General features: G+C 56.3%; 17 protein-coding genes and 4 tRNA genes. 12 read left to right on the forward strand and 9 right to left on the reverse strand.

Features of this window, described 5'->3' with window-relative positions; genetic code table 11:
• Window positions 1–61 precede the first annotated feature (61 nt).
• Window positions 62–499 carry a PACE efflux transporter gene (locus tag ACU6HM_RS10450; protein ID WP_446763773.1) on the forward strand — a complete coding sequence of 146 codons (438 nt, stop codon included), beginning with the start codon at window positions 62–64 and terminating at the stop codon, window positions 497–499.
• Window positions 500–569: 70 nt separating this feature from the next.
• Here the strand turns inward: ACU6HM_RS10450 and ACU6HM_RS10455 are convergent.
• A tRNA-Pro gene (locus ACU6HM_RS10455) sits at window positions 570–646 on the reverse strand.
• A gap of 286 nt (window positions 647–932) precedes the next feature.
• Here ACU6HM_RS10455 and ACU6HM_RS10460 point away from each other — a divergent pair.
• From ACU6HM_RS10460 to ACU6HM_RS10470, 3 genes are read left to right on the forward strand one after another with little or no spacing between them, the layout of a single operon-like run.
• Complete coding sequence (locus ACU6HM_RS10460) at window positions 933–2,555, forward strand: flavin monoamine oxidase family protein (protein WP_009457935.1); 1,623 nt, start codon at window positions 933–935, stop codon at window positions 2,553–2,555.
• Between the two features lie 2 nt (window positions 2,556–2,557).
• Window positions 2,558–2,974 carry a c-type cytochrome gene (locus ACU6HM_RS10465; RefSeq protein ID WP_009457933.1) on the forward strand — a complete coding sequence of 139 codons (417 nt, stop codon included), beginning with the start codon at window positions 2,558–2,560 and terminating at the stop codon, window positions 2,972–2,974.
• A gap of 19 nt (window positions 2,975–2,993) precedes the next feature.
• Window positions 2,994–3,488, forward strand: coding sequence for a DUF421 domain-containing protein (locus ACU6HM_RS10470; RefSeq protein ID WP_009457931.1), 495 nt, complete (start codon window positions 2,994–2,996; stop codon window positions 3,486–3,488).
• Window positions 3,489–3,620: 132 nt separating this feature from the next.
• Here ACU6HM_RS10470 and ACU6HM_RS10475 read toward each other — a convergent pair.
• From ACU6HM_RS10475 to ACU6HM_RS10485, 3 genes are all read right to left on the reverse strand, one after another.
• Window positions 3,621–3,697 (reverse strand) — tRNA-Pro (locus ACU6HM_RS10475).
• Between the two features lie 59 nt (window positions 3,698–3,756).
• Entirely contained in the window at window positions 3,757–5,646 is a 1,890-nt protein-coding gene (locus ACU6HM_RS10480; protein WP_446763774.1) for an LTA synthase family protein, read from the reverse strand.
• A 241-nt stretch (window positions 5,647–5,887) separates the two neighbouring features.
• Entirely contained in the window at window positions 5,888–9,445 is a 3,558-nt protein-coding gene (locus ACU6HM_RS10485) for an indolepyruvate ferredoxin oxidoreductase family protein (protein WP_060185662.1), read from the reverse strand.
• Window positions 9,446–9,572: 127 nt separating this feature from the next.
• On the opposite strand from ACU6HM_RS10485, the gene ACU6HM_RS10490 reads away from it, so the two are divergent.
• Window positions 9,573–10,526 carry a LysR family transcriptional regulator gene (locus tag ACU6HM_RS10490; protein ID WP_022983505.1) on the forward strand — a complete coding sequence of 318 codons (954 nt, stop codon included), beginning with the start codon at window positions 9,573–9,575 and terminating at the stop codon, window positions 10,524–10,526.
• A gap of 6 nt (window positions 10,527–10,532) precedes the next feature.
• Here ACU6HM_RS10490 and ACU6HM_RS10495 read toward each other — a convergent pair whose 3' ends face one another.
• Window positions 10,533–11,837, reverse strand: a complete 1,305-nt coding sequence (locus ACU6HM_RS10495; protein WP_336972786.1) for a phospholipase A — start codon at window positions 11,835–11,837, stop codon at window positions 10,533–10,535.
• Window positions 11,838–12,106: 269 nt separating this feature from the next.
• On the opposite strand from ACU6HM_RS10495, the gene ACU6HM_RS10500 reads away from it, so the two are divergent.
• The 3 genes from ACU6HM_RS10500 (at window position 12,107) to ACU6HM_RS10510 (ending at window position 14,422) form a co-directional block, all read left to right on the forward strand.
• Window positions 12,107–12,183 (forward strand) — tRNA-Arg (locus tag ACU6HM_RS10500).
• 215 nt (window positions 12,184–12,398) lie between these two features.
• Window positions 12,399–12,707, forward strand: a complete 309-nt coding sequence (locus ACU6HM_RS10505) for a DUF485 domain-containing protein (protein ID WP_026485267.1) — start codon at window positions 12,399–12,401, stop codon at window positions 12,705–12,707.
• A complete protein-coding gene (locus ACU6HM_RS10510) occupies window positions 12,704–14,422 on the forward strand; it encodes a cation acetate symporter (RefSeq protein ID WP_250756805.1) in 1,719 nt (572 codons plus the stop codon). Before ACU6HM_RS10505 ends, ACU6HM_RS10510 begins: the two co-directional genes overlap by 4 nt.
• A gap of 190 nt (window positions 14,423–14,612) precedes the next feature.
• Here the strand turns inward: ACU6HM_RS10510 and paaX are convergent, their stop codons facing one another.
• From paaX to ACU6HM_RS10530, 4 genes are all read right to left on the reverse strand, one after another.
• Window positions 14,613–15,572 (reverse strand): phenylacetic acid degradation operon negative regulatory protein PaaX, encoded by a 960-nt coding sequence (gene paaX, locus ACU6HM_RS10515; RefSeq protein WP_022983507.1) that lies wholly within the window; start codon window positions 15,570–15,572, stop codon window positions 14,613–14,615.
• Window positions 15,573–15,731: 159 nt separating this feature from the next.
• Window positions 15,732–17,201, reverse strand: coding sequence for a phospholipase D-like domain-containing protein (locus tag ACU6HM_RS10520; RefSeq protein WP_254499657.1), 1,470 nt, complete (start codon window positions 17,199–17,201; stop codon window positions 15,732–15,734).
• Window positions 17,202–17,205: 4 nt separating this feature from the next.
• A complete protein-coding gene (locus ACU6HM_RS10525; RefSeq protein WP_254499656.1) occupies window positions 17,206–17,442 on the reverse strand; it encodes a hypothetical protein in 237 nt (78 codons plus the stop codon).
• A 364-nt stretch (window positions 17,443–17,806) separates the two neighbouring features.
• Window positions 17,807–17,882 (reverse strand) — tRNA-His (locus tag ACU6HM_RS10530).
• A 196-nt stretch (window positions 17,883–18,078) separates the two neighbouring features.
• Between ACU6HM_RS10530 and ACU6HM_RS10535 the strand changes: the two genes are divergently transcribed.
• The 4 genes from ACU6HM_RS10535 (at window position 18,079) to bamC (ending at window position 21,630) form a co-directional block, all read left to right on the forward strand.
• On the forward strand, window positions 18,079–18,705 hold the full coding sequence (locus tag ACU6HM_RS10535; protein WP_009457902.1) for an L-threonylcarbamoyladenylate synthase: 627 nt from the start codon (window positions 18,079–18,081) through the stop codon (window positions 18,703–18,705).
• Window positions 18,706–18,864: 159 nt separating this feature from the next.
• Window positions 18,865–19,515 carry a site-2 protease family protein gene (locus ACU6HM_RS10540; RefSeq protein WP_022983510.1) on the forward strand — a complete coding sequence of 217 codons (651 nt, stop codon included), beginning with the start codon at window positions 18,865–18,867 and terminating at the stop codon, window positions 19,513–19,515.
• A 79-nt stretch (window positions 19,516–19,594) separates the two neighbouring features.
• The gene (gene dapA / locus ACU6HM_RS10545) at window positions 19,595–20,500 is read left to right on the forward strand and encodes a 4-hydroxy-tetrahydrodipicolinate synthase (RefSeq protein WP_446763775.1); all 906 of its coding nucleotides are present in this window, start codon (window positions 19,595–19,597) and stop codon (window positions 20,498–20,500) included.
• Window positions 20,497–21,630, forward strand: coding sequence for an outer membrane protein assembly factor BamC (bamC, locus tag ACU6HM_RS10550; protein WP_009457893.1), 1,134 nt, complete (start codon window positions 20,497–20,499; stop codon window positions 21,628–21,630). The genes dapA and bamC overlap by 4 nt, the downstream gene beginning before the upstream one ends.
• Window positions 21,631–21,805 lie beyond the last annotated feature (175 nt).

The raw sequence follows: 21,805 nt of genomic DNA on the forward strand, positions 1-21,805 counted from the left end.
TTTCTAGAAGCTGTACTGCGGATAATCATGCTTTCTGAGCTTTTGATCAAGGATATTTATCGTGCAGGGATGGAAAAGAAGAGTCGTCTACATAGGGATGTTCGAGTTGCTGGGCATGATGGTAGCGGCAACCGTATTGGGGCACTTGAGTGGGGCAGGGGCCCTGGAAAGCGGGATGCTGTCTTTCATGATCAGCACCTGCGCAGTATCGGTGAACCTGTTCTACAACATGCTGTTTGAAGCCTGGGAGCGTCGTCGTCAGATTCAGGCGCGTACGTTCTGGCACCGGGTGCTGCACGTGGCCGGTTTTCAGATTGTGCTGGTGTCTTTGCTGATCCCGCTGATTGCGTGGTGGCTAAATGTCAGCTTGTGGAAAGCTTTTTTGATGGAAGCGGTGTTGCTGGCTTTCTTTCCCATCTTCGCCTTTATCTACAACTGGGCATTTGATTCTATTTTTGGTTTGCCCGACTCGGTGGGTGTGAGCGCCAGCCAAAGTTAAATGACGCAGTGAACCGAACCGGCAAAACTAAAAGGCCTTGCAGATTGCTCTGCAAGGCCTTTGAATTTTTTGGTCGGGGCGGCGGGATTCGAACTCGCGACCCTCTGGTCCCAAACCAGATGCGCTACCAGGCTGCGCTACGCCCCGACTAAGAAAAAAATTATATCCCGTCGTGGTGAACTTGGCAAGCATAGGCCCACATCAAAAAGGGGTTTGTACGCATTTATCGGGAGTCAGCTAATTTTCAGCCCTGTAAAGATGTGTTTCTTATGTTGGGCTTAAACATTTTAGGTGCTTATAGTTAAGTGACAAGTTGATCATAAGGCATTGTGTTCTTTGTTTTTTTCCACACGAGTAGCATTCATGCACCGGGGGCAGGCAAAGAAGTTGGGGGCGAATGCTGCTCATCATTTTTCCAAAAGGAGAAAGGACGATGAGCCAAGTTTCACAGGGTGGAATACTGACACGGCGACATTTCCTGACGATGGTCGGGTATGCCGCAGGTGGCGCGGCCATGTATCAGGCCATGATGCGTCTGGGCCATGCGGCGGAGGGCAGTTACGATGGCCCGATTCGTCTGGAAGGCAAGCCCAAGCCAGGGACCTCTGTGGTGATCCTGGGGGCGGGTCTGGCTGGCATGGTGGCCGCTTTGGAGCTGCGCAATGCAGGGTACAAAGTCAAAATCCTGGAGTTTCGGGAAAAAGTGGGGGGGCGCAACTGGTCCTTGCACGGCGGGGACAGCTATACCGAGCTGGGGGGTGCCAAGCAGGATGTCAAGTTCGACAAGGATCAATACATCAACCCCGGCCCGTGGCGGATTCCTTTCCATCACCGGGCCTTGCTGGATTATTGTAAGCGGCTGAAAGTCAGGCTGGAACCGTTTATCCAGTACAACTACAACGCCTATTTGCATAGCAAAGAGCATTTTGGTGGCAAGCCTCAGCGGTTTCGCCATATCCACGCGGATTTTCAGGGGCAGGTCTCCGAGCTCTTGTCCAAAGCCATTAATACTCAGTCGCTGGATGCACCCTTGTCCAAGGAAGATCAGGAAAAGCTGCTGGAAGCCTTGCGCAGTTGGGGGGCCTTGGACAAGAACATGGCTTATGTGAAAGGCCATGCCAGTTCCGAGGTGCGCGGTTTTGAGCGTGATCCGGGAGGCGGTCTGAATGCTCAACCTGAGTTTTCCGAGCCTTTGAAACTGGCCGATATTGTGCGCTCCAGTGTTTGGCACAATATGGGCATTCATGATCTGTACGAGTTCCAGCAGACCATGTTTCAGCCGGTTGGCGGGATGGACCAGATCGGCGCTGCTTTTGGCAAGGAGCTGGAGGGCCTGTTTACCTTTAATGCCAAGGTCACTGCAATCAAGCAGAGTGATGGCAAGGTGACGGTTAGCTACAAGGATCAAAGCAAGGGTAGCGAGCACACTGAAACAGCAGACTGGTGCGTATGCACCATTCCCTTGTCGATTCTGAGCCAGATAGATCTGGATGCCAGCAAGGAAATGCACGCTGCCATTGACGCTGTGCCCTACGCTCCCTCGGTCAAGATCGGGCTGCAGTTCAAACGGCGCTTCTGGGAAGATGATGACGCGATCTATGGCGGCATCAGTTATACCGACCTGCCCATCACACAAATCTCTTACCCCAGTGGCGGCATGATGGCCGGTGGCAAAGGCGTATTGCTGGGGGGGTATATGTTCGGTCCCAGCGCCGTGGAATGGTCGTCGCTCAGTCCTGAGGACCGGGTCAAGAAGGCCCTGGAATATGGTGCGCAAATCCACCCTCAATATAAGGATGAGTTCGAGAGTGGGGTGGCGGTCGCCTGGCACCGCGTTCCCTGGACATTGGGCTGCTATGGCATGTGGACGGACCAGACACGGGCCGCGCACTACGAGAACCTGTGCCAGATTGATGGTCGACTGGTTTTGGCGGGTGAGCACGCTTCTTACGTCAACGCCTGGCAGGAAGGCGCGATCCTGTCGTCCCTGAACGCGATTTCCCGCTTGCATAGCCATATTGTGGGTAATCAACAAGCCGATTCCAAAGGAGCCTAGTCATGATGATGCGATCTCTAGCGGTTTTTCTGGCCTCGGGACTGTTGACCATCAGCCATGCGGATACGGCGGTGGTAGGGGGTGATACGGTGGTCTTTACCCAGAAAACCGGCCAGGAAATTTATGAGCAGGTCTGTGCGTCTTGCCACATGATCGATGGCAAGGGCGCTCAAGGGGCGGGCATGTATCCGTCCCTGTCCAAGAATCCGAAACTGGGGGCGCCTGCTTATGTGGTGTTCATGGTGAACCAGGGCAATAAGGGCATGCCCGGTTTTGGTGGCGTTCTAAATGACGAGCAAATAGCCGAAGTCGTCAACTATGTGCGCTCTCACCTGGGCAATGAGTTCACTGACAAGATCACGGCCAAGGATGTGGCAGGCCAGCGTCCCAAGGACCACCAGTACTTTGATCTGAACTGATCAAAGGCTGCTTGTCGTCATGCTGACACCTGATTGGAGCACGGTCTTCGCACTGGAAATACCTGTGTTGGAGTCCGTGCTGCGAGGCACAGTGGTGTACTTTGTTCTGTTCGTCCTGCTGCGGCTGGCAGGACGACGTGAACTGGGATCGCTGGGCGTTGCGGACCTGTTGATTCTTTTGCTGATTGCCGATGCCAGTGGTAATGCGATGTCAGGCGGCAGCAATTCCTTGACGGATGGTCTGCTGGTGGCCGCAACCATTGTGGCTTGGGGGTACATAGTCGATTGGCTGATGTACCGATTCCCGGCGCTCAATGCACTGGCCACTCCGCGCAAAGTGTGTGTGGTCAGGGACGGGCAATTGCAGTGGCGCAATATGCGTCGGGAGTTTGTGACTCGCGATGAAATTCTGAGTGAAATGCGTTTGGCCGGAATCCAGTCGCTGGAAGAGGTAGCGGCGGCTTATATCGAGCCTAATGGCAAACTCAGCTTTTTGAAGGACACATCCGTGTAGTTTGAACGGGTCAGGAACAAGCAGGGCTTAAGGCGGTCGTCAGAGCATAACGCAAATAAGGCGATGCCCTGGGAGCAGGCAAAAAAAAAGGCTTAGTTCACTGTGCAATGAACTAAGCCTTTAATTCTTTAATGGTCGGGGCGGCGGGATTCGAACTCGCGACCCTCTGGTCCCAAACCAGATGCGCTACCAGGCTGCGCTACGCCCCGACTAAAGACAAGTATAGTAGAACAAATTCAGGACTTCGTCAAGCCCTGAACCCTCGGTTTTAGCGTTTTTGCAGGTGGGGCAGGGTGTAAGCCTGTTCGTGATACGCCCAGCTAGGCCAGAGCACGTGGGCAAGGGCTTCCTTGGCCAGCTCTTCGTCTATCTGTTCCAGCGGCTCGTACTTGTCCGGCGCGGTATAGCGATACTGACAAGGCGGCAGGTGTGGCATCAGCACGGTCAGGATGTCGCCTTTCAAATAGCCATAGTTCTCGAAGTACTGCATCATGGCCCGGTCGCTGTCCTGCTGGGTCAGGTCGCGCCCGATCATGGGGTGCTCGCTTTCAATGCCCATCAGAGATAGCAGGGTGGGAGCCAGGTCAATCTGGCTCATGATGCGTTCGTCCTGACGGCTGGGAACGCCTGCGCCCAGAATCAGGGCAGGAATATGGAAGTGACGCACAGGCACCAGATTGGCACCGCCCACGCGCGAGTCATGGTCGGCCACGATCAAGAATACTGTGTTGTCCCAATAGTCGGATTCACGCGCTTTCTTGAAGAAGTCCCCAATGGCCCAGTCGGCGTAACGTACCGTGTTCTCTACCGTGGCGGGATCGCCTTCCACCTGAATACGGCCAGCCGGGTATTCCCAAGGCGAGTGGTTGCTGACGGAGAACGCCAGCGTCAGGGTGGGTTGCTCCTTGTCCTGGCTTAGCAACTGGTGCAGCTTGTTGAACATGTCCTCGTCGCTGGCGCCCCAGGTGCCGACGAACTCGGGGGACTCAAAGCTGGATTGCTCATGCAGCTCATCAAAGCCATTGCCCAGGAAAAAGCTCTTCATATTGTCAAAGTGGGCTTCGCCGCCATAGATAAAGCGTGAGCGGTAGCCTTGTTCCTTGAGCAATTGGGCCAGGGTGAAAAAGCGGGTTTGCGAGCCGGGCAGGCGCAGTACAGCGTCTGCCACGGTTGGGGGGAAACCGGCAGAAACCGCTTCCAGACCCCGTACCGAACGCGTGCCGGTAGCGTAGGCGCGGCGAAAGTTCCAGCCCGTTTGGGCCAGTTTGTCCAGTTCGGGGGTTAGATTGGCCCCGCCCAGATTGCTGACATATTGCGCCCCCAGGCTCTCCTCCACGATCAGGACCAGATTGGGTTTGCGCTCACGTTTTTGCACGGGCGTCTGACGATGCAGGGTGGGTAGTGTGTCAGGGCCAGCCGGCAAGGCAGCCGCATCGCGCACGATCTGGTTCATTTCTGCGACGTCCAGGCCACCGTAAATATCCTCGGCCGAGCGCTCGTTTTTCATGCTGTAGATGGCGTAGGCCACGTTATACAGCGAGTTCAAGGGCAGCGTGTTGAGCATGCTGTCGCTGCTCCAGGCGACCGAAGAAGGATTGATGGGGCGGTGGGCCAAGGTGCCCCGAATTGCCAGGACGCACAGGGCCGCAGCAATCAGCATCCAGATAGGACGCAGCCACCAGCTCATCACGGGGTCGGCAGACACATGACCAAAAATAGACCAGCCCGAATACACAATCAGCCCCAGACCAATCAGGGCGATGCCTATCATCAGCTTGTAGCCTTTCCAGAGCATGCCCACTACTTCTTGAGGGTGCTTCAGATAGTCCACATACAGCCGATTGGGGCGAGTGTCGTATTCAATAATGAATTGGGGCGTGGAAACTTCCAGCAAGGTCAGCAGGAACCAGGCGAAGGTAAACCAGATGGCGGCTATCGTCGTCATGACGGGATAGTGTCCTAGCCAGGGGGCCAGCAAGACCACGGGGGCGCTGAGCGCGGCGATCATCAGGGCGTCGATACGCAAGCCGCCAATCAGGATGGGCAGCAGACCTCCGGCCTGACGTACACGCGGCCATTGCCACAAGGCAAAAGCCAGCCTGAAAGCGGTCAGCAAAATCAGGGCTGAAGGAACAAAAACGTAAACAAGATGGCGCATAAAATGTGGTCCTGGTCGACCTAATTGCCACGGACGGTGGCACTGGCATCGAATTGCACGATTGTATGTCAGTTTACTGAGCAAACTATCTTGCTAAACGCTTGGGCTTGTCGGGGAAGTGTGGCCGCATGCCGGTTCGGGGTTTAAAGACGAAAAAAAAGCAGGCCGCTTTGAAAGACAGCCTGCCGCTAAGGAGGAGTTAAGGGGAGCCAGCCCTGTGTTACCAGGGCTGGCGATAGGTTCAGGCAACGCGTTGGCTGGGTTCGGTACGAGAACGGAACTGGCTGCGTTGTTGTTCACGCTGGGCGTAGGCTTTGACGTGGCCCGCATCTTTGACATGGCCGTAGCCACGGATCAGATCCGGGTAGTTCAACCAGCGCTGGGCCACTTCCATATTGTCCGCATCCAGGTGGGCGCTGACTTCATTCAGGTCGGCCAGATAGTCTTCAATGTTCTGACGTTCCTGACGGCGTTCCTGGGTGTAGCCAAAGATATCCAGCGCACCACCACGCAAACCACGCAGACGGGCCAGAATCTTGAACAAGCTGCGGGTCGAAGGGCCGAACTTGCTCTTGACTGGCTGACCCTGGCTGTTCTTGCGACCGAGCAAGGGCGGGGCCAGATGGTATTCAATCTGGTAGTCCTTGCCAGGTTCACCCGCAAACTGGGCACGCAGCTTGTCCAGGAAGGCCGGGTCGGTGTACAGGCGGGCCACTTCGTACTCGTCCTTGTAGCTCATCAGCTTGGCCAGTTGCGTGGCGGCGATGCGAGTCAGGGGTAGAGCCTTGTCCTGATTCAGGCGCGATTCGCGTTCCATGACCTTGTTGATGGCGTCGCGGTAACGCTTGGCCCAGGCCGGGTTCTGATAGGCAGTCAGGTGTTCTTCCATGCGCTTGATCAGGGACTGCACGCTTTCAGGAAAAGTGACTTCGCGGGCTTTGGGTGTCGCACCTTCCATCAAGGCTTCGATACCCTTTTCAGCCGCCAGACGCCCCCACTGGAAGGCTTCACGGTTGGCTTTGACAGCGACGCCGTTCAGTTCGATAGCGCGCAGCAAGCTGTCCATATGCAGCGGAATCCAGCCGCGCTGGAAGGCATAGCCCAGCAAGATGGGGTTGGCATAGAGCGCATCGCCCATAACGTGTACGGCCAGGGCATTGGCGTCCAGATAGCGGATTTCCTTGCCTACGGCATTTTCGATATCCGTGCAGGCGGTTTGCAGCGGGAATTTCCAGTGCGCATTGCCGATCAGGTCCGAAGTCGGGCTGGCTGCGGTGTTGATAATGGTGTGGGTGCGATCGCGGCTGACACGGCTCAGGACATCCGTGGAGGCGCTAACCAGAGCATCACTGCCAATCAGCAAGGAGGCCTCGCCCGTTGGGACGCGGGTGGCATGGAGCAGATCGGGCTGGCGTGCGATTTGCACGTGGCTTAGCACTGCACCACCTTTCTGGGCCAAACCGGCCATATCCAGAACGCTGACCCCTTTTTGCTCGATATGAGCAGCCATACCCAGCAGGCCGCCTACCGTCACGACACCTGTGCCGCCAATACCGGCGATCAAAATACCGTAGGTCTTGTCCAGATCCGGCAGTTTGGGCAAAGGCAGATCGGCCAGATTGAAGGACTCCAGCGAACGGCCCTGAGCTTCCGGCTTGCGTACCTGCGCCCCTTTCAGCGTGACAAAGCTGGGGCAGAAACCGTTAACGCAGGAGAAGTCCTTATTACAGGAGGACTGGTTGATGCGGCGCTTGGAGCCCATAGGGGTGTCCAGAGGCTCAACGGACAAGCAGTTGGATTTGACCGAGCAGTCACCGCAGCCTTCACAGACCGTGTCGTTGATGAAGGCGCGCAGGGCAGGGTCCGGGTAAGTCCCTTTCTTGCGGCGACGGCGTTTTTCCGTGGCGCAGGTCTGGTCATACACCAGGATGGTGGTGCCGGGCACTTCGCGCAGCTCGCGCTGTACGCGGTCCAGCTCATCACGGTGATACACAGGCGGGTTGCCAGCCAGGGTCACGCCCTTGAATTTCTCGGGCTCGTCGGTGACCACCACAATCTTGCGAGCGCCCTCGGCATGGACTTGGGCAATGACGTCGGTGACTTTCAAGATCCCGTCTACGGGTTGGCCGCCTGTCATGGCGACGGCATCGTTATACAGAATCTTGTAGGTGATATTGGAGTTGGCTGCGATCGAGGCTCGGATCGCCAAAATTCCCGAATGGAAATACGTGCCATCGCCCAGGTTGGCGAAGACGTGTTTTTCATCGGTAAAGGGTTGTTGGCCAATCCAGGCGACGCCTTCGCCGCCCATATGACTGAAAGTGGAGGTGCTGCGATCCATCCAGACCGTCATGTAGTGGCAGCCAATCCCGGCCATGGCGCGCGAGCCTTCGGGCACGCGAGTGGAGGTATTGTGCGGACAGCCCGAACAGAACCAGGGCTTGCGCTCTACGCTGACGCGCGGCATACGGGCTTCGCGGTCCTTGGCATCCAGAATGGCCAGACGGGCCTGGATGCGGGCTTGCAGCTCCTCGGAAATGTCCATGGTGCACAGGCGGCGGGCAATGGCGCGCGCAATAATCGCAGGAGACAGTTCACCTTGAGGAGGGAGTAGCCAGGGCGAGCGCAAGCTGGACCATTCGCCGCCACCGTGCTCGGTCTCGTCAAACTTGCCGTAGACCTTGGGACGTACGTCATCGCGCCAGTTGTACAGCTCTTCTTTAAGTGCATATTCCAGAATCTGGCGTTTTTCTTCCACCACCAGAATTTCGGACAGGCCGGTTGCGAACTGGCGGGCGTCTTGCCCGTCCAGGGGCCAAATACAGCCCACTTTAAATAGTCGGATACCTAGCTCGGCGCATAGCTCGTCGGACAGGCCCAGATCGGCCAGTGCCTGACGGGTATCCAGATAGGCTTTACCCGCCGTCATGATGCCAAAGCGGGCTTCGGGCGAATCAATCTCGACGCGGTTCAATTTGTTGGCGCGCACATAAGCCAGAGCGGCGTACCACTTGTGGTTCATCATGCGGGCTTCTTGCGCCAGTGGCGGGTCTGGCCAGCGGATGTTCAGGCCATCGGCGGGCATGTCCTCGATCTCGGGCAGGACAATGTTCAGGCTGTCCGGGTCCAGATCGACCGAGGCGTTTGACTCCACCACTTCGGTGACGCATTTCAAGGCTACCCACAGGCCGGAGAAACGGCTCATGGCCCAGCCGTGCTGGCCAAAGTCCAGGTATTCCTGCACGTTGGCCGGGTAGAGCACGGGAATACCGGCGGCGGCGAAAACGTGATCGGACTGGTGGGCAACGGTGGAGGATTTGGCACCGTGGTCATCGCCTGCCAGTACCAGCACACCGCCGTGGCGGGCGCTACCGGCCGAGTTGGCATGCTTGAACACGTCCATGGAGCGGTCCACGCCAGGGCCCTTGCCGTACCACATGGCAAAGGTGCCGTCGAAACGGGCACTGGGGTACAGATTGGTTTGCTGGCTACCCCAGACGGCGGTAGCGGCCAGATCTTCGTTCAGACCGGGTTTGAACACGATGTCGTGTTCTTTCAGATGTTTGCTGGCTTGCCACAGAGCCTGGTCTACGCTCCCTAATGGGGAGCCCCGGTAGCCAGAGATGAAGCCTGCTGTATTCAGACCGGCGCGCCGGTCCCGTTCTTTCTGCAGCATGGGCAAGCGCACCAGGGCTTGGGTGCCGCTCATATAGGCGCGGCCCTTGGTGACAGTGTATTTGTCATCCAGGGACACGGATTCCAACATGGCCTTGTAAGGTTTGTTGAGTGGGGCATTCATGAGTTTGTCTCCTGCAAGAAGGATGGTTTTCGTGCAAGTTGTTGTCGTTTGTTCTTTAGTCTAGGGCAGCTTTTTGTTATCGTAAAATCAAATTTACGTGTACCTGATATCTGAAAAACGGATGGCTATGAAGCACGAAGTGACTCTGAGGCAGTTTCGATATTTCATCGCTGCGGCGGTCAGCGGGCAGTTCTCGGCGGCGGCCCAGGCGGAGAATGTCTCCCAGTCGGCTATCAGTAATGCGGTGCAAAGTCTGGAGCGCCAGCTGAATGTGGCCTTGTTTGAGCGTTTGCCCCATGGTGTGGAGTTAACGCCACAGGGACAGGCGTTCTTTCACCACGCCCATCACGTGATTGATGCCGTCAGCGATGCGCTGAACCATGCAGATTTGCGGCGACAAAATATCGAAGGGCAGATTCGGGTAGCCGCGGGCTATACGGTTCTAGGCTACTTCTTGCCTGATCTGATCAGTCGTTTCAAGCACAGCTATCCGAATATCGACATCGAGCTGGTGGATATGGAGCGCCCCGAAATGGAGGCCGCCCTGGAGGGCGAGCGTATCGATCTGGGTGTTGCTATTTTGTCGAATATCACCGATTTGGCCATGTTCGGGCACCATCGCCTGAGCAGTTCCCGCCGGCGCTTATGGGTGTCGGATCAACATGCTCTGGCCAATGAGTCCAGTGTGTCCCTGGAGCAGGTCAACAACTATCCTTACATCTTTCTGACGGTGGACGATGCCGATACGGCGGCCATGCGACATTGGGGCAGCCCCGGCTTTCCGGAGCGTGTGGCTATGCGGACGCGCTCCCTGGAGGCGGTGCGCGGTTTGGTAGCTTATGGCTTTGGGGTGACGATCTTGTCAGATATGGTTTACCGGCCCTGGTCTCTGGAAGGCAAGCGTATCCATGCCATCGGGATTCATGACCCGGTGGAGTCGGTAGAGGTGGGCTTGTTGTGGCCTAAAGGACGTGAGCCGGAAGGATTGGTGGCCTTGTTTCAGCGCTTTCTGATTCAGGCCTGTGACCATGATATGGCCCGCGCCGGCATGGGAAGCCGACGCGGTGGGGGACTGTTGTAGCAGCGCTTACGGCACCAGCGCCAGACCGATACGGAACTGCGAAGAGCTGCGCTCGCGGTAGCTCAACATGGTTTCCGCGTAACCCGAGAAGTACTGGGCGTAGAGGTAGCCGTTCATGTTCAAAGGCGTGCGGTTCAGCGGCCAGGCAATAGACAGTTCATGTGTATTGCGGCTGCCGGCGCCCTTGTTGTACATGCCGGACAGTACCAGCCCGTTGTCCTGGGCGTAGCGCAGCTTCCAGTCCACTCGACCACGGTAATGTGCCCAATCGTCGTTTTCGCCCATAAATACATAGTGTTTTATGCGTGGGGCGAACGTCAGTGTGGCGCCGTGATCAAAGCGGTAATTGAACTCGGGCTGGATGAAGACCTCGTTCATGGAGCGGGAGTCATCTCCTGCTTTGCCGTTGGAAGCGTGTTCGTAGCCGGTTGCCAGGCCCATGAATAGACGTTTCTGCTCGGATTCCCAGATGGAGTCCTTACGCCAGAAGAAGCTGGGGCGGTAGGTGGTGTCTACAAAAGGCTTGGATTCGGCATGCAGATCCCACAGGGCTGTTTGCGTATAGCCAATGTAGAAGTGATCGTAGAACTTCGGATTGCTAGGATCATCCGGCGAATGCAGGCGGTACTTGAAGCTCAGCTGGAAGCGGGCATTGGTGCCGCCTTTATTGCCGACAATAAAGTAGGTCGGGTCGTGAGCCGAAATCGCGTTGCTGAAGTTCTCGAAACTGGAGTTCGCGGGTTTCAGGCCTTGTCCGTTATTGATGGCTGGCCCTTCGCGTTGTGCGCCGGCCGCGACGGCCTGGGCATAGGGCAGGGCAGGGTCAATGACACGTGGGTCATGGCCAGCACCTGCGTTCACCACGGCGGCGTTTGCCGGTTGCGAGGTAATCGGGCTTTGACCTTCCGGATTGGTGTCCAGCGCCAACATCACACGCTCGCCTTCAATATTGACGGCTTGCAAGCCGGTCAAACCATTGGGGACCACAGCTCGCCAACTGTAGGCGGTGAAGTTGTTGATGGGGATGGATGCTCGGGGCCGCGGGCTGACTAGCTCGGCCAGGCTGCGGATGACGTTGCCGTTATTGTCGCGCCACTGCAAAACCAGGTTTTGCGGGGCGGTCCAGCTCATCAAGCTGCCTGTGTCGTTGTAGACGATGGCGTCAATATCGACGGTTTCACCAGAACTGGCCTGTACTTGGCGCAATTGATAGCTGATACCTGCCTGTGCGGTATTCAGGATTGCGCTCAAGATAAGAAAGGGGGCCGATAGTATTAAAGAGTGCTTGCTTAGTTTCTTTTTGGTCGGCATGGAGAAAAGTCCAGGAAAACGGGTTAATCCGTACACGACTGTACCATTTGCGACTAAAAATACTACCTATAATTATTTTTCTTACAGTATTGACACTCTGACCAGAGTGCTGCTTATCTAAAACAGATTTTCAGGCTAGAATATTCGATTGTCCTTTTCAGGTCTGTTTTTTTACAAAAAATGGGCCTTGAATTCGGTCCTTATTCCTTACGGACCGTTATCTCGGACCTTGCATCGCCTGACAGTTTTGACGATGCCACCATCACCTGGCGGGTGTAGCTCAGTTGGATAGAGCACAGGCCTTCTAAGCCTGGGGCCGGGGGTTCGAACCCCTCCACCCGCGCCAACCTTACTCCCCTTTTTCTTGCGTGCTTTTCTGCTCCTAGGCATTACCCTGAGCCGATGCATTTAGTAAGTATGGTGTAAGTGTCGGGCTCTAATGTTCACCGCATAGACGTCGGCAGGCGTCTTCATAGCGCCGTTTTCAGCCTTTTCGGGCTGGGCCGGTTCAATAAGATACGCCAGCAAAATAAGGCGTTCAGAACAATGCGGAGACAAACTATGCAAGACCCCCTTGTAGGTCGGATTACGGCCAATCCTCGCTATCAGAATCTGGTCAAGACCCGGTTGCGGCTGGGCTGGATACTCACCATCGTCATGCTGGTGGCTTACTACAGTTACATCGGCATTATTGCTTTCGACAAGGAATTGTTTGCAGAGCGCTTGGGTGATGGCGTCATGACCCTGGGTATTCCTATTGGTTTTGGAGTCATTGTGTTGGCTGTTGTCATTACGGGCATTTATGTCTGGCGCGCCAATACCAAGTTTGACCAGATGGCCAAGGAAGTCCTTGAGGAGGTGCGTAAATGAAGCATTCCTATCTTCGTTCCGGCCTGGCTCTGGGCCTGATGCTGGCCAGCCCCGCCTTGCTGGCGGCTGGCGGCGACCTGGGCGAGCTGCAAAAGCAGCCGACCAACTGGACCGCCATCGGCATGTTTGCGGTCTTTGTGGTGGCGACCTTGTGGATTACCAAATGGGCGGCTGCCCGCACCAAGTCGGTCTCTGACTTTTACACGGCAGGTGGCGGTATTACGGGCTTTCAAAACGGCCTGGCCATTGCCGGTGACTATATGTCTGCGGCTTCCTTTTTGGGTATTTCGGCGGCGGTGATGATCAACGGCTACGATGGCCTGATCTACTCCATTGGCTTTCTGGTCGGCTGGCCCATCATTACATTCCTGCTGGCAGAAAAGCTGCGTAACCTGGGCAAATTCACCTTTGCTGACGTAGCCGCTTACCGCTTCCGCCAAGGTCCTATCCGCGCCTTCGCCGCCTCGGGCACGCTGGTTGTGGTTCTGTTCTATCTGATCGCACAGATGGTAGGCGCCGGTCAGTTGATCAAGCTGCTGTTTGGTCTGGAGTACTGGGTGGCTGTGGTGCTGGTGGGCGTGTTGATGATGGTCTACGTGCTGTTTGGCGGCATGACAGCCACCACCTGGGTGCAGATCATCAAGGCTGGTCTGCTGCTGTTCGGTGCTTCCTTCATGGCCATCATGGTGCTGGCACAGTATGGTTTTTCGCCAGAAAAACTGTTCGCTGCGGCAGTGCAGGTCAAGACAGATGCCGCTATTGCAGCCGGTAAAGATGCTGTCCAGGCCTCCACAATTGGTCAAGCCATCATGGGCCCCGGCAACTTCATCAAGGACCCTATCAGCGCGATTTCCTTCGGTATGGCTCTGATGTTTGGTACTGCTGGTCTGCCACACATCCTGATGCGTTTCTTTACCGTGCCTGATGCAAAAGAAGCACGTAAATCCGTGTTCTGGGCAACCACCTGGATCGGTTACTTCTACATCCTGACCTTCATTATCGGTTTCGGCGCTATCGTGCTGGTGTCCACCAATCCCCGCTTCCTGGACGTTGGCGGCGATCTGATTGGCGGTTCCAATATGGCCGCTGTGCACTTGGCTGATGCTGTTGGTGGCGACGTGTTCCTGGGCTTTATGTCGGCAGTGGCGTTTGCCACGATTCTGGCTGTGGTGGCTGGTTTGACGCTCTCCGGTACATCCGCCGTGTCGCACGACCTGTACTCCACGCTGATCAAGAAGGGCGAAGCTACGAACGAGGAAGTCATGCGTGTCTCGCGCACTACCACCTTGATTCTGGGTGTGGTTGCCGTGTTGCTGGGTATTATTTTCGAGAAGCAGAACATCGCCTTCATGGTGTCTCTGGCCTTCGCGATTGCTGCCTCGGCTAACTTCCCGGTCCTGTTCCTGTCCATTCTGTGGAAAGGCTGCACGACACGTGGTGCCACGATTGGTGGTTTCCTGGGCTTGATCGTTGCCTTGCTGCTGACCTTGCTCTCGCCTTCGGTGTGGGAAGCTACGCTGGGCAATCCAGCCGGTTCTTCGCCATTCCCTTATGCGTCGGCAGCCTTGTTCTCCATGCCTTTGGCTTTCGTGGCGATCTGGTTCTTCTCGATCACTGACCGTAGCCCACGTGCCGAGATCGACCGTGCTGGTTTCGAGGCTCAGTCGGTACGCTCCGAGACAGGTGTGGGTGCAGAGGCAGCGTCTGCGCACTAATCTGCTCTGACCGGCCGGGCTTGTTTGCCCTTGCCTGAGCCTGATTGTTAAGGGTGCAAAAAAACCCGGTGTGATTCAGATCACACCGGGTTTTTCATTTGCTCATGCCGCTATTGCTGTCAGTACTGCTGGTCGTGTGCTGCGGATATCAAGCACACAGCAGTCAGTCTCTCTATTCAGGGATTCAGCTTCAGGCCTGAGTCTCGGACGGGACGGGCAGGCCGTCAAAACGCTCATAGAAGTACGCGGCGGCCTCCGGTGCCTGTTCATCCTCGGCCCGCAAGGTGGACAGAATATAGCGCTCGGCTTTGCCGCAGACCTGACGGTATACATCCCGGCACAGCTCATAAGCCTGTTTCCCTGCCCAGCCTGCTGGCAGTAGCTCAATGGGCAGTTGCGGGTCATGCAGCTGAATACGGCGGAATTCGTGAATCAGCAGGGTGCGAATCACAAAGGCCAGCTCGTCGTTATAGTCGTGGCCTGCATCCAGCATGGCCAGAGCGGGCGCAAAACGCTGGATGAACTGACCGTAGCCGCTGGCCACCTGAGCCAGATCCCAACTGTCCTGAATCAGTTGGGACAGAGGGCGGGTTTGCGGCAGTTGGGAAGGTTCCAGCTTGCCCACATACACCTGCGACTGCGCCTGTGTCGCCTGCAGGATGTAATCCAGAATCGTGTGATCCGGGTTGGGGTGCAGGAAAGCCGTGGGTGACAAGGCGCAAAAGCCCTCCCACAGCAGTTCCTTGCGCAGGTCTGCCCGTTGCTTGGAGTTCATCATCAAGCTGGGCATGCTGAAGATCAGCGTCCATTGCCCGTCCCAGGCCAGATAGGTTGGGGTGTAGATGCGTTGATACGCGTGTTCGAAGCGCTGGCTGGCTTCGGGACGCAAGGTGTACTGGCTACGTCGCCCTTCGCGCTGCGCGCTCAGCCAGCCCTCCTCGGCCAGCCTGTACACGCTGGTGCGCACCAGTCGGTCGCTGATCCCGAAGGGGGCCAGCAACTGAATCAAACTGCCTAGCCAAAGTTTGCCGCCATGTGGGCGAATCACGTCGCCAAACAAGGTCATGACCAGGGACTTGGCTCGGGGAGGGCGGTTTTCCAGATGGTGGGCGGCCCATTGGGCCAGGTCGGAATAAGGAAGCTCGGACATTGTTTTTTTAATGGCGCTCAAGTCTGTTTTGGAACGGCACGCCTGTCTGTGTAGACCGTTTAAGCGCTTGATTATAAAGGGTGGGTGCGCAAGCGGATTGAAAGATTGTGCAAGCCAGGGGCTTTCTTGAAGCTTGCAGCAGTTTCAGGTGTGCACATATTACAGATAGGGGCTGGCCAGCCAGATCAGGCGGTTGCGCAAGCGCTTGCCAAAGCCGATTGAACTTAAGGACTCCAGGCTGACGGCTTGGGCGTCCTCAATTTCCAGATCAATCAGGTTCTGGATTTGGCGGGCCGTGTCGCGGCTGTAGATTTCTACGTCCAGCTCGAAGTTCAACCGCAAGCTGCGCGGGTCCAGATTGGACGAACCAATATAAGACCAGACTCCGTCAATCGTCATGAGCTTGGAGTGGTTGAAGGGGCCGCTGGCGCGCCAGACCCGGCAGCCTGCGCGCAGCACCTGATCCAGTTGGGCTGTCATGGCGTAATTGACCAGGCGCAGATTGTTTTGCCCGGGGATGACGATATCCACTTGAATGCCGCGTCGGGCGGCGGTGTTCAAGGCACCCAACAGGATCTGATCGGGTAGAAAGTAGGGAGACTGAATACGGATATGGCGCTGGGCAATGGCAAACGCCCCTTGCAGCATATGGTGGGTACTGGCCATGAAACGATCCGGGCCCGAAGCAATGCAGCGAGCCGGAACATGAGGTCTGGGGGCGGGCGAGGAGCTGGCATGCCAATAGATGGGCGATAGGTCTTCGCGAGTCGTGAACTGCCAGTCGTGGCGAAAAGAAGCCAGCAATTGCATGACTGCCGGGCCTTCCAGGCGGAAATGGGTATCTTGAGAAGGCTTGCCGTCGCTGTACTGCGCCATAAAGGACTCACGCAGATTCATGCCGCCGGTAAAACCTACCGTGCCATCCACAATCAGTAATTTGCGGTGACTGCGCAGATTGGCGTAGGGCATGCGCAGAAAGCCCAGGGGGTTGGTCATGAACAGGGCGCAGCGTATGCCTTCGCGGCGCAGCAATCGCACAATGGGCGTACGCGAATATTTAGCGCCAATAGCGTCGACCAGTACGCGAATCTGCACTCCACGTTGATGGGCGCGCGACAGGGCGCTGACAAATTCGCGCCCCAGGCGGTCGCTATCGAAGATGTAGCTTTGCAAGGCAATGGTGCTGTGGGCCTGATCAATGGCTTCCAGCATGGCGGGATAAGCCTGATCGCCGCCGACCAGAACGCGCACATTATTGCCATTGCGTAGTTGGCTGCGGCTGACGCGGTCCCCCAGAATTTGCAAAGAGCGAAATGGGGCGCCGACCAGGGCACCAATGTCCGAGACGGGAGGGTGCAGATAGGTGACCTGTTCATAGAACACGTCTGCACTTTGTTCCAGAAGGCTTTGTCTGCGTACGCGGTTGATCCCCGCGATCAGATACAGAAACGGTCCCAATAGGGGCGACATGATGATGACGCCCACCCAGCTGATGGCGGCGCGGACATCATTTTTTGTCATGGCGGCATGAATGGCCGCTGAAGCGCCCAGTATCACGCTGAGCGCCAAGGCTAGATGCGGCCAGTAATCGTGCAGCAGGGAGCGCAGGTGTATCAGATGCTCTTGCATGGGTTCAGGTGCTACGTTTCTTGTCAGGCAGGTCCGGGCGTTGGTAGAGGCTGTGCATCCAGGACGGGTTCGGTTCGCCGCGGGCGGCAAACTGCTGCAGGCGGGAGGGAGAGCGCCATACGCCACCGCCTATGCCAGGCGAGGGCTGGACGCCATACCAGAACCATTGGCCATCTTCATCCTGTGCAAGCCAGTCCCAATTGACGGGTGCCTGATCCCAGCAGGGGAAACCGAGTGTCATCAGCAAACTTCCAGAAAATGGGACAGATTAGAGTATAAGAAAGCGTGGTTTTGTGCCAGTTTCTATTACAGAGGAGGCGGGCTGAAATGTCGGGTGTTTGATGGGGAGGGGCTTTTGCTGTGCGGGCCTGCCAACTCGAAGGGCTGGGTCGCAGGCGAAAGCCAGGACTGGCCTGGGGTTCACAATCAAACACAGTTTATTGTCCAGCCTGAACTTGCGTGGGGTGTGCGAAGGCGGCAAACTTGTTACGATGAACAAACGCAAAAAAGCCCGCTGCGTGGCGGGCTTTCAAGTATGTTTTTTCCAGTTCCTGGTTTTGCCACCATTTAAGGAGATCTACAAAACCTTGGAAGCGGTAAATTTCTGGGGTGACCGATGGGGCTCGAACCCACGACAACCGGAATCACAATCCGGGACTCTACCAACTGAGCTACGGTCACCACTGTTTACTGCTTTTTTTGCTTCTGGCCTACATCAAGGTGGGCTGTGAAGTAAAAAATGTATTCTAGCATGCTTTTTTTAAAGAATGCAACACTCGTGCAAGAATACTTCGACCCTGAGTCTTGCTCCGGTCTTGCCGGTTAGAGCGTGACTCAGGTTTAATGATTTCCCCTCGTAATAGCAAGGAAGCGCGAAATGTCTCAATTATTCGTCGTTCATCCCGAAAATCCTCAACCCCGCGCATTGGCTCAAGCAGCCGAACTATTGGCTAAAGGAGGGCTGCTCGCCATTCCTACCGATTCCAGTTATGCCGTTGTCGCCCGCCTGGATGACAAGTCCGCCGCTGACAACCTGCGTCGTTTGCGTGGCTTGGATGATCGTCATCATCTGACCTTGCTGTGTCGTGATCTGGCCGAGATCAGCCACTTTGCCAAAGTGGATAACCCGCAGTATCGCTTGTTGAAGATGGCCACCCCTGGCCCGTGGACGTTCATTTTGGAAGCAACCAAGGAAGTGCCGCGCCGCGTGTCGCACCCTTCGCGCAAAACCATTGGTATTCGGGTGCCCGACCAGAAAGTGGCCCTGGCCCTGATGGAAGAAGTCGGCAGCCCCTTGATTTCCACCACGCTGATTCCTGAAGGCGAAGACGAACCCTTGAACGACGCCCAGGAAATTCTGGACCGTTATGCCCATCAGTTGGCGGCGGTTGTCGACGGTGGACCTTGCCCCTTGCAGGCCACTACCGTGATCGATCTGACCGGTCCTACGCCGGAGGTGTTGCGTCGTGGCTCGGGTGATCCTGCCACTTTGGGCCTGTCCTGATCTGCGGGCTTGCACAAAACTCGCGTCCAGGTGCCTATCCGTGTTTCAATTCTGAACCTTGGGGCAGCACTCGCTGTCCCAATCAGACAGGCTGATGACAGGCGACTTATCGTCTTGAAAAAGTAGGGGATAAGTCCCCGGCCTGGACCAAGGATCACCATGGACTCTTTTATACAGACCTTGACGGTCTATGCTTTGCCAGTCATTTTCGGTATTACGCTGCATGAAGCTGCCCACGGCTACGTCGCCCGCATGTTTGGCGACCCGACGGCCATGCTGGCCGGTCGCATCAGCCTGAACCCACTGCGTCATATCGACCCTATCGGCACGATTGTGGTGCCGGCGGTGCTGTTGCTGTCCAGCGCCATGATGGGCATGGGCGGCATTCTGTTTGGCTGGGCCAAACCCGTCCCTGTGGATTGGGGGCGCCTGCGCAATCCCAAGCGCGACATGCTCTGGGTTGCTCTGGCCGGACCAGCCTCCAATATGCTGATGGCTATCTTGTGGGTTCTGTATGCCCATTTGATGGTCAAGATCGGGCAGGGTGACAGCCGCTTCTGGATGGGCATGGCGGTGGCCGGTGTGCAGGTCAACCTGGTTCTGATGGCACTGAATCTGCTGCCTTTGCCGCCTTTGGATGGCGGGCGCATTGTATTTAGTCTATTGCCTAATCGTTTGGCCTATCATTATTCTCGTATCGAGCCTTATGGCATGGTCATTTTGATCCTGCTGATGTTTACCGGCGTACTGTGGACCCTGATGAGTCCCTTGATTGCGCTGGGCGAAGGCATATTGAAATGGTTCTTATGATTTAACGGCTTATCCGTTAAACTTGTGAGTCATATTTTTTTTCGGCTATAGGGCCTTAAACCCGGAGATTCATCTCATCATGGCAAGTTCGGACTCTGCTATTTCCAATTTTCAGGGCAGCATGGTTGCCCTTGTTACACCCATGGATCCCAATGGGGGTCTGGATTTTGCCGCTTACCGAAAGCTGATCGACTGGCACATTCAGGAAGGAACGCGTGTGCTGGTGGTCGTTGGAACCTCGGGCGAATCGCCCACGGTGTCGGTTGATGAGCACGCTGAACTGATCAAGGTAGCCGTTGAACACGCGGCTGGCCGTGTGCCCGTGATTGCCGGTGTGGGTGGCAACTCCACTCGCGAGGCCATCGAACTGTCGCGTCACGCCCAGGAAGTGGGTGCAGACGCCGGTTTGTCAGTGGTGCCTTACTACAACCGTCCTACTCAGGAAGGCATGTACCAGCACTTCTGCGCCATTGCAGAAGCGGTGGATCTGCCGCAGTTCCTGTACAACGTGCCGGGTCGTACTGTGGCCGATCTGCAAAATGACACCGTGCTGCGTCTGGCTCAAATCCCCAACATCATCGGTATCAAGGACGCAACGGGCGATCTGGCTCGTGGCGGCTTGCTGCTGCGTGATGCCCCCGAAGATTTCATAGTGGTCAGCGGCGATGATCCTACCGCTGCTTCGTATATCTTGCTGGGCGCCAAAGGCAATATCTCCGTGACAGCCAACGTGGCCCCACGTCTGATGAGCCAGTTGTGCCAGGCCGCTTTGGATATGGACGTACCGACGGTACGCCGTTTGAATGCCTATCTGGCAGGTCTGAACAAGAACCTGTTTGTTGAGGCTAACCCCATCCCCGTGAAATGGGCAGTTGCAGAAATGGGCCTTACTCAGCTGGGATATCGTTTACCATTGACGCCGTTAAATGCACAGCATCACGAGTTGCTGCGTCAATCTTTGAAACTTGCGGATCTTCTTCCATGATTGCAAAGCCAGTTAATAAAAGCCTGATCGGGCTGTCTTTGAGCCTGTTGGTGCTGTCGGGCTGCTCGACGATGGACCAGATTATGGGCCAGGGCGAGTCGGTTAATTACAAGAGTACGGTAGCAGGCGATCCCTTGAGCATTCCGCCGGATCTGACCCAGGCCAACCGTGACGCACATTACCGTGCGCCAGAAGGTGCCACGTCTTACTCGGTCTACTCGCAAGGTCAAACCGCGCAGCAGGCCAAGGGCGGTGCCGATACGATCCTGCCCCAGTCTGATGCCATCAAGGTGATGCGCGATGGCGATCTGCGCTGGCTGGTCGTAGACCGCCCCGTGGAAGACCTGTTTCCCCGCATCGTCGATTTCTGGGGTGAGCATGGTTTTACCATTCAGTCCCAGGATCCCCGTGCCGGCTTGATTCAGACCGACTGGGCTGAAAACCGTGCCAAGATTCCAGAAAGCTGGATACGCAGTGCCTTGGGTTCCATCATTGACCAGGTCTTTGATAGCGGCGAACGTGACCGCTTTCGTACCCGCTTTGAGCGCGTCGGCAACAAGACCGAAATCTATGTGTCCCACCAGCACATGGAAGAAACACCAACGGCAGACGGTTCCGCCTTTAAATGGGTGTTCGCCAAAGAAGATCCAGGTCTGAATGCGGCCATGCTGGCTCGCATGATGGTCTTCCTGGGCTCGGATATTGAAACAGCACGTGAACAAGTAGCCAACGCTTCCAAGGATCCTTCCAGCGTTCAGGTCCAGGCGTCGGACAAGGGCGATCAGGCTGAGTTGATGCTGAACGAGTCCTTTGATCGTGCATGGCGTCGTGTTGGCGTAGCCATCGACTCCGCCGGTTTCTCGGTTGAGGATCGTGACCGTTCCGCTGGCGAGTTCTTCATCCGCTATCTGGATTCGGATACCGGCGAGAAGATCGAGCAGCAAAACATCATTGGCCGCATCTTCGGCAGCCGCAACACCGCCGAAGCCACACCCTTCCGCATCAAGTTGAGCGCCCAAGGTGCTGGCACTCGCGTAACGGTGCTGGATCAGCAAGGTCAGGAGCAGACCACGCCGACAGCCAAGCGCATCATCAATGTGCTGTCTACCAATCTGCGCCCCGGCAACTGATTGTTTTGAGTCGGCCTGCGGGCCGTCTGGAAAAAGCCCTGGTTTCATGCCAGGGCTTTTTTTATGCACTAGCTCCGTTCTGAGTTACTTTGGCTCTCTTTCTCTTGTCGAAGAGGAGCCAATAGGGGCCCGGAATCTGGCGAGGTCAGCGCGATTAGCGCTGGCTTTCCCTCTA

Source organism: Alcaligenes sp. RM2 (assembly GCF_052931795.1).

Coding starts and splice junctions, on each gene's coding strand:
- ACU6HM_RS10465 (WP_009457933.1), top strand. CDS start 2,558: ATGATGATGCGATCTCTAGCGGTTTTTCTGGCCTCGGGACTGTTGACC.
- dapA (WP_446763775.1), top strand. CDS start 19,595: ATGGCAAGTTCGGACTCTGCTATTTCCAATTTTCAGGGCAGCATGGTT.
- paaX (WP_022983507.1), bottom strand. CDS start 15,572: ATGTCCGAGCTTCCTTATTCCGACCTGGCCCAATGGGCCGCCCACCAT.
- ACU6HM_RS10535 (WP_009457902.1), top strand. CDS start 18,079: ATGTCTCAATTATTCGTCGTTCATCCCGAAAATCCTCAACCCCGCGCA.
- ACU6HM_RS10495 (WP_336972786.1), bottom strand. CDS start 11,837: ATGCCGACCAAAAAGAAACTAAGCAAGCACTCTTTAATACTATCGGCC.
- ACU6HM_RS10540 (WP_022983510.1), top strand. CDS start 18,865: ATGGACTCTTTTATACAGACCTTGACGGTCTATGCTTTGCCAGTCATT.
- ACU6HM_RS10485 (WP_060185662.1), bottom strand. CDS start 9,445: ATGAATGCCCCACTCAACAAACCTTACAAGGCCATGTTGGAATCCGTG.
- ACU6HM_RS10460 (WP_009457935.1), top strand. CDS start 933: ATGAGCCAAGTTTCACAGGGTGGAATACTGACACGGCGACATTTCCTG.
- ACU6HM_RS10525 (WP_254499656.1), bottom strand. CDS start 17,442: ATGACACTCGGTTTCCCCTGCTGGGATCAGGCACCCGTCAATTGGGAC.
- bamC (WP_009457893.1), top strand. CDS start 20,497: ATGATTGCAAAGCCAGTTAATAAAAGCCTGATCGGGCTGTCTTTGAGC.
- ACU6HM_RS10510 (WP_250756805.1), top strand. CDS start 12,704: ATGAAGCATTCCTATCTTCGTTCCGGCCTGGCTCTGGGCCTGATGCTG.
- ACU6HM_RS10505 (WP_026485267.1), top strand. CDS start 12,399: ATGCAAGACCCCCTTGTAGGTCGGATTACGGCCAATCCTCGCTATCAG.
- ACU6HM_RS10480 (WP_446763774.1), bottom strand. CDS start 5,646: ATGCGCCATCTTGTTTACGTTTTTGTTCCTTCAGCCCTGATTTTGCTG.
- ACU6HM_RS10520 (WP_254499657.1), bottom strand. CDS start 17,201: ATGCAAGAGCATCTGATACACCTGCGCTCCCTGCTGCACGATTACTGG.
- ACU6HM_RS10470 (WP_009457931.1), top strand. CDS start 2,994: ATGCTGACACCTGATTGGAGCACGGTCTTCGCACTGGAAATACCTGTG.
- ACU6HM_RS10490 (WP_022983505.1), top strand. CDS start 9,573: ATGAAGCACGAAGTGACTCTGAGGCAGTTTCGATATTTCATCGCTGCG.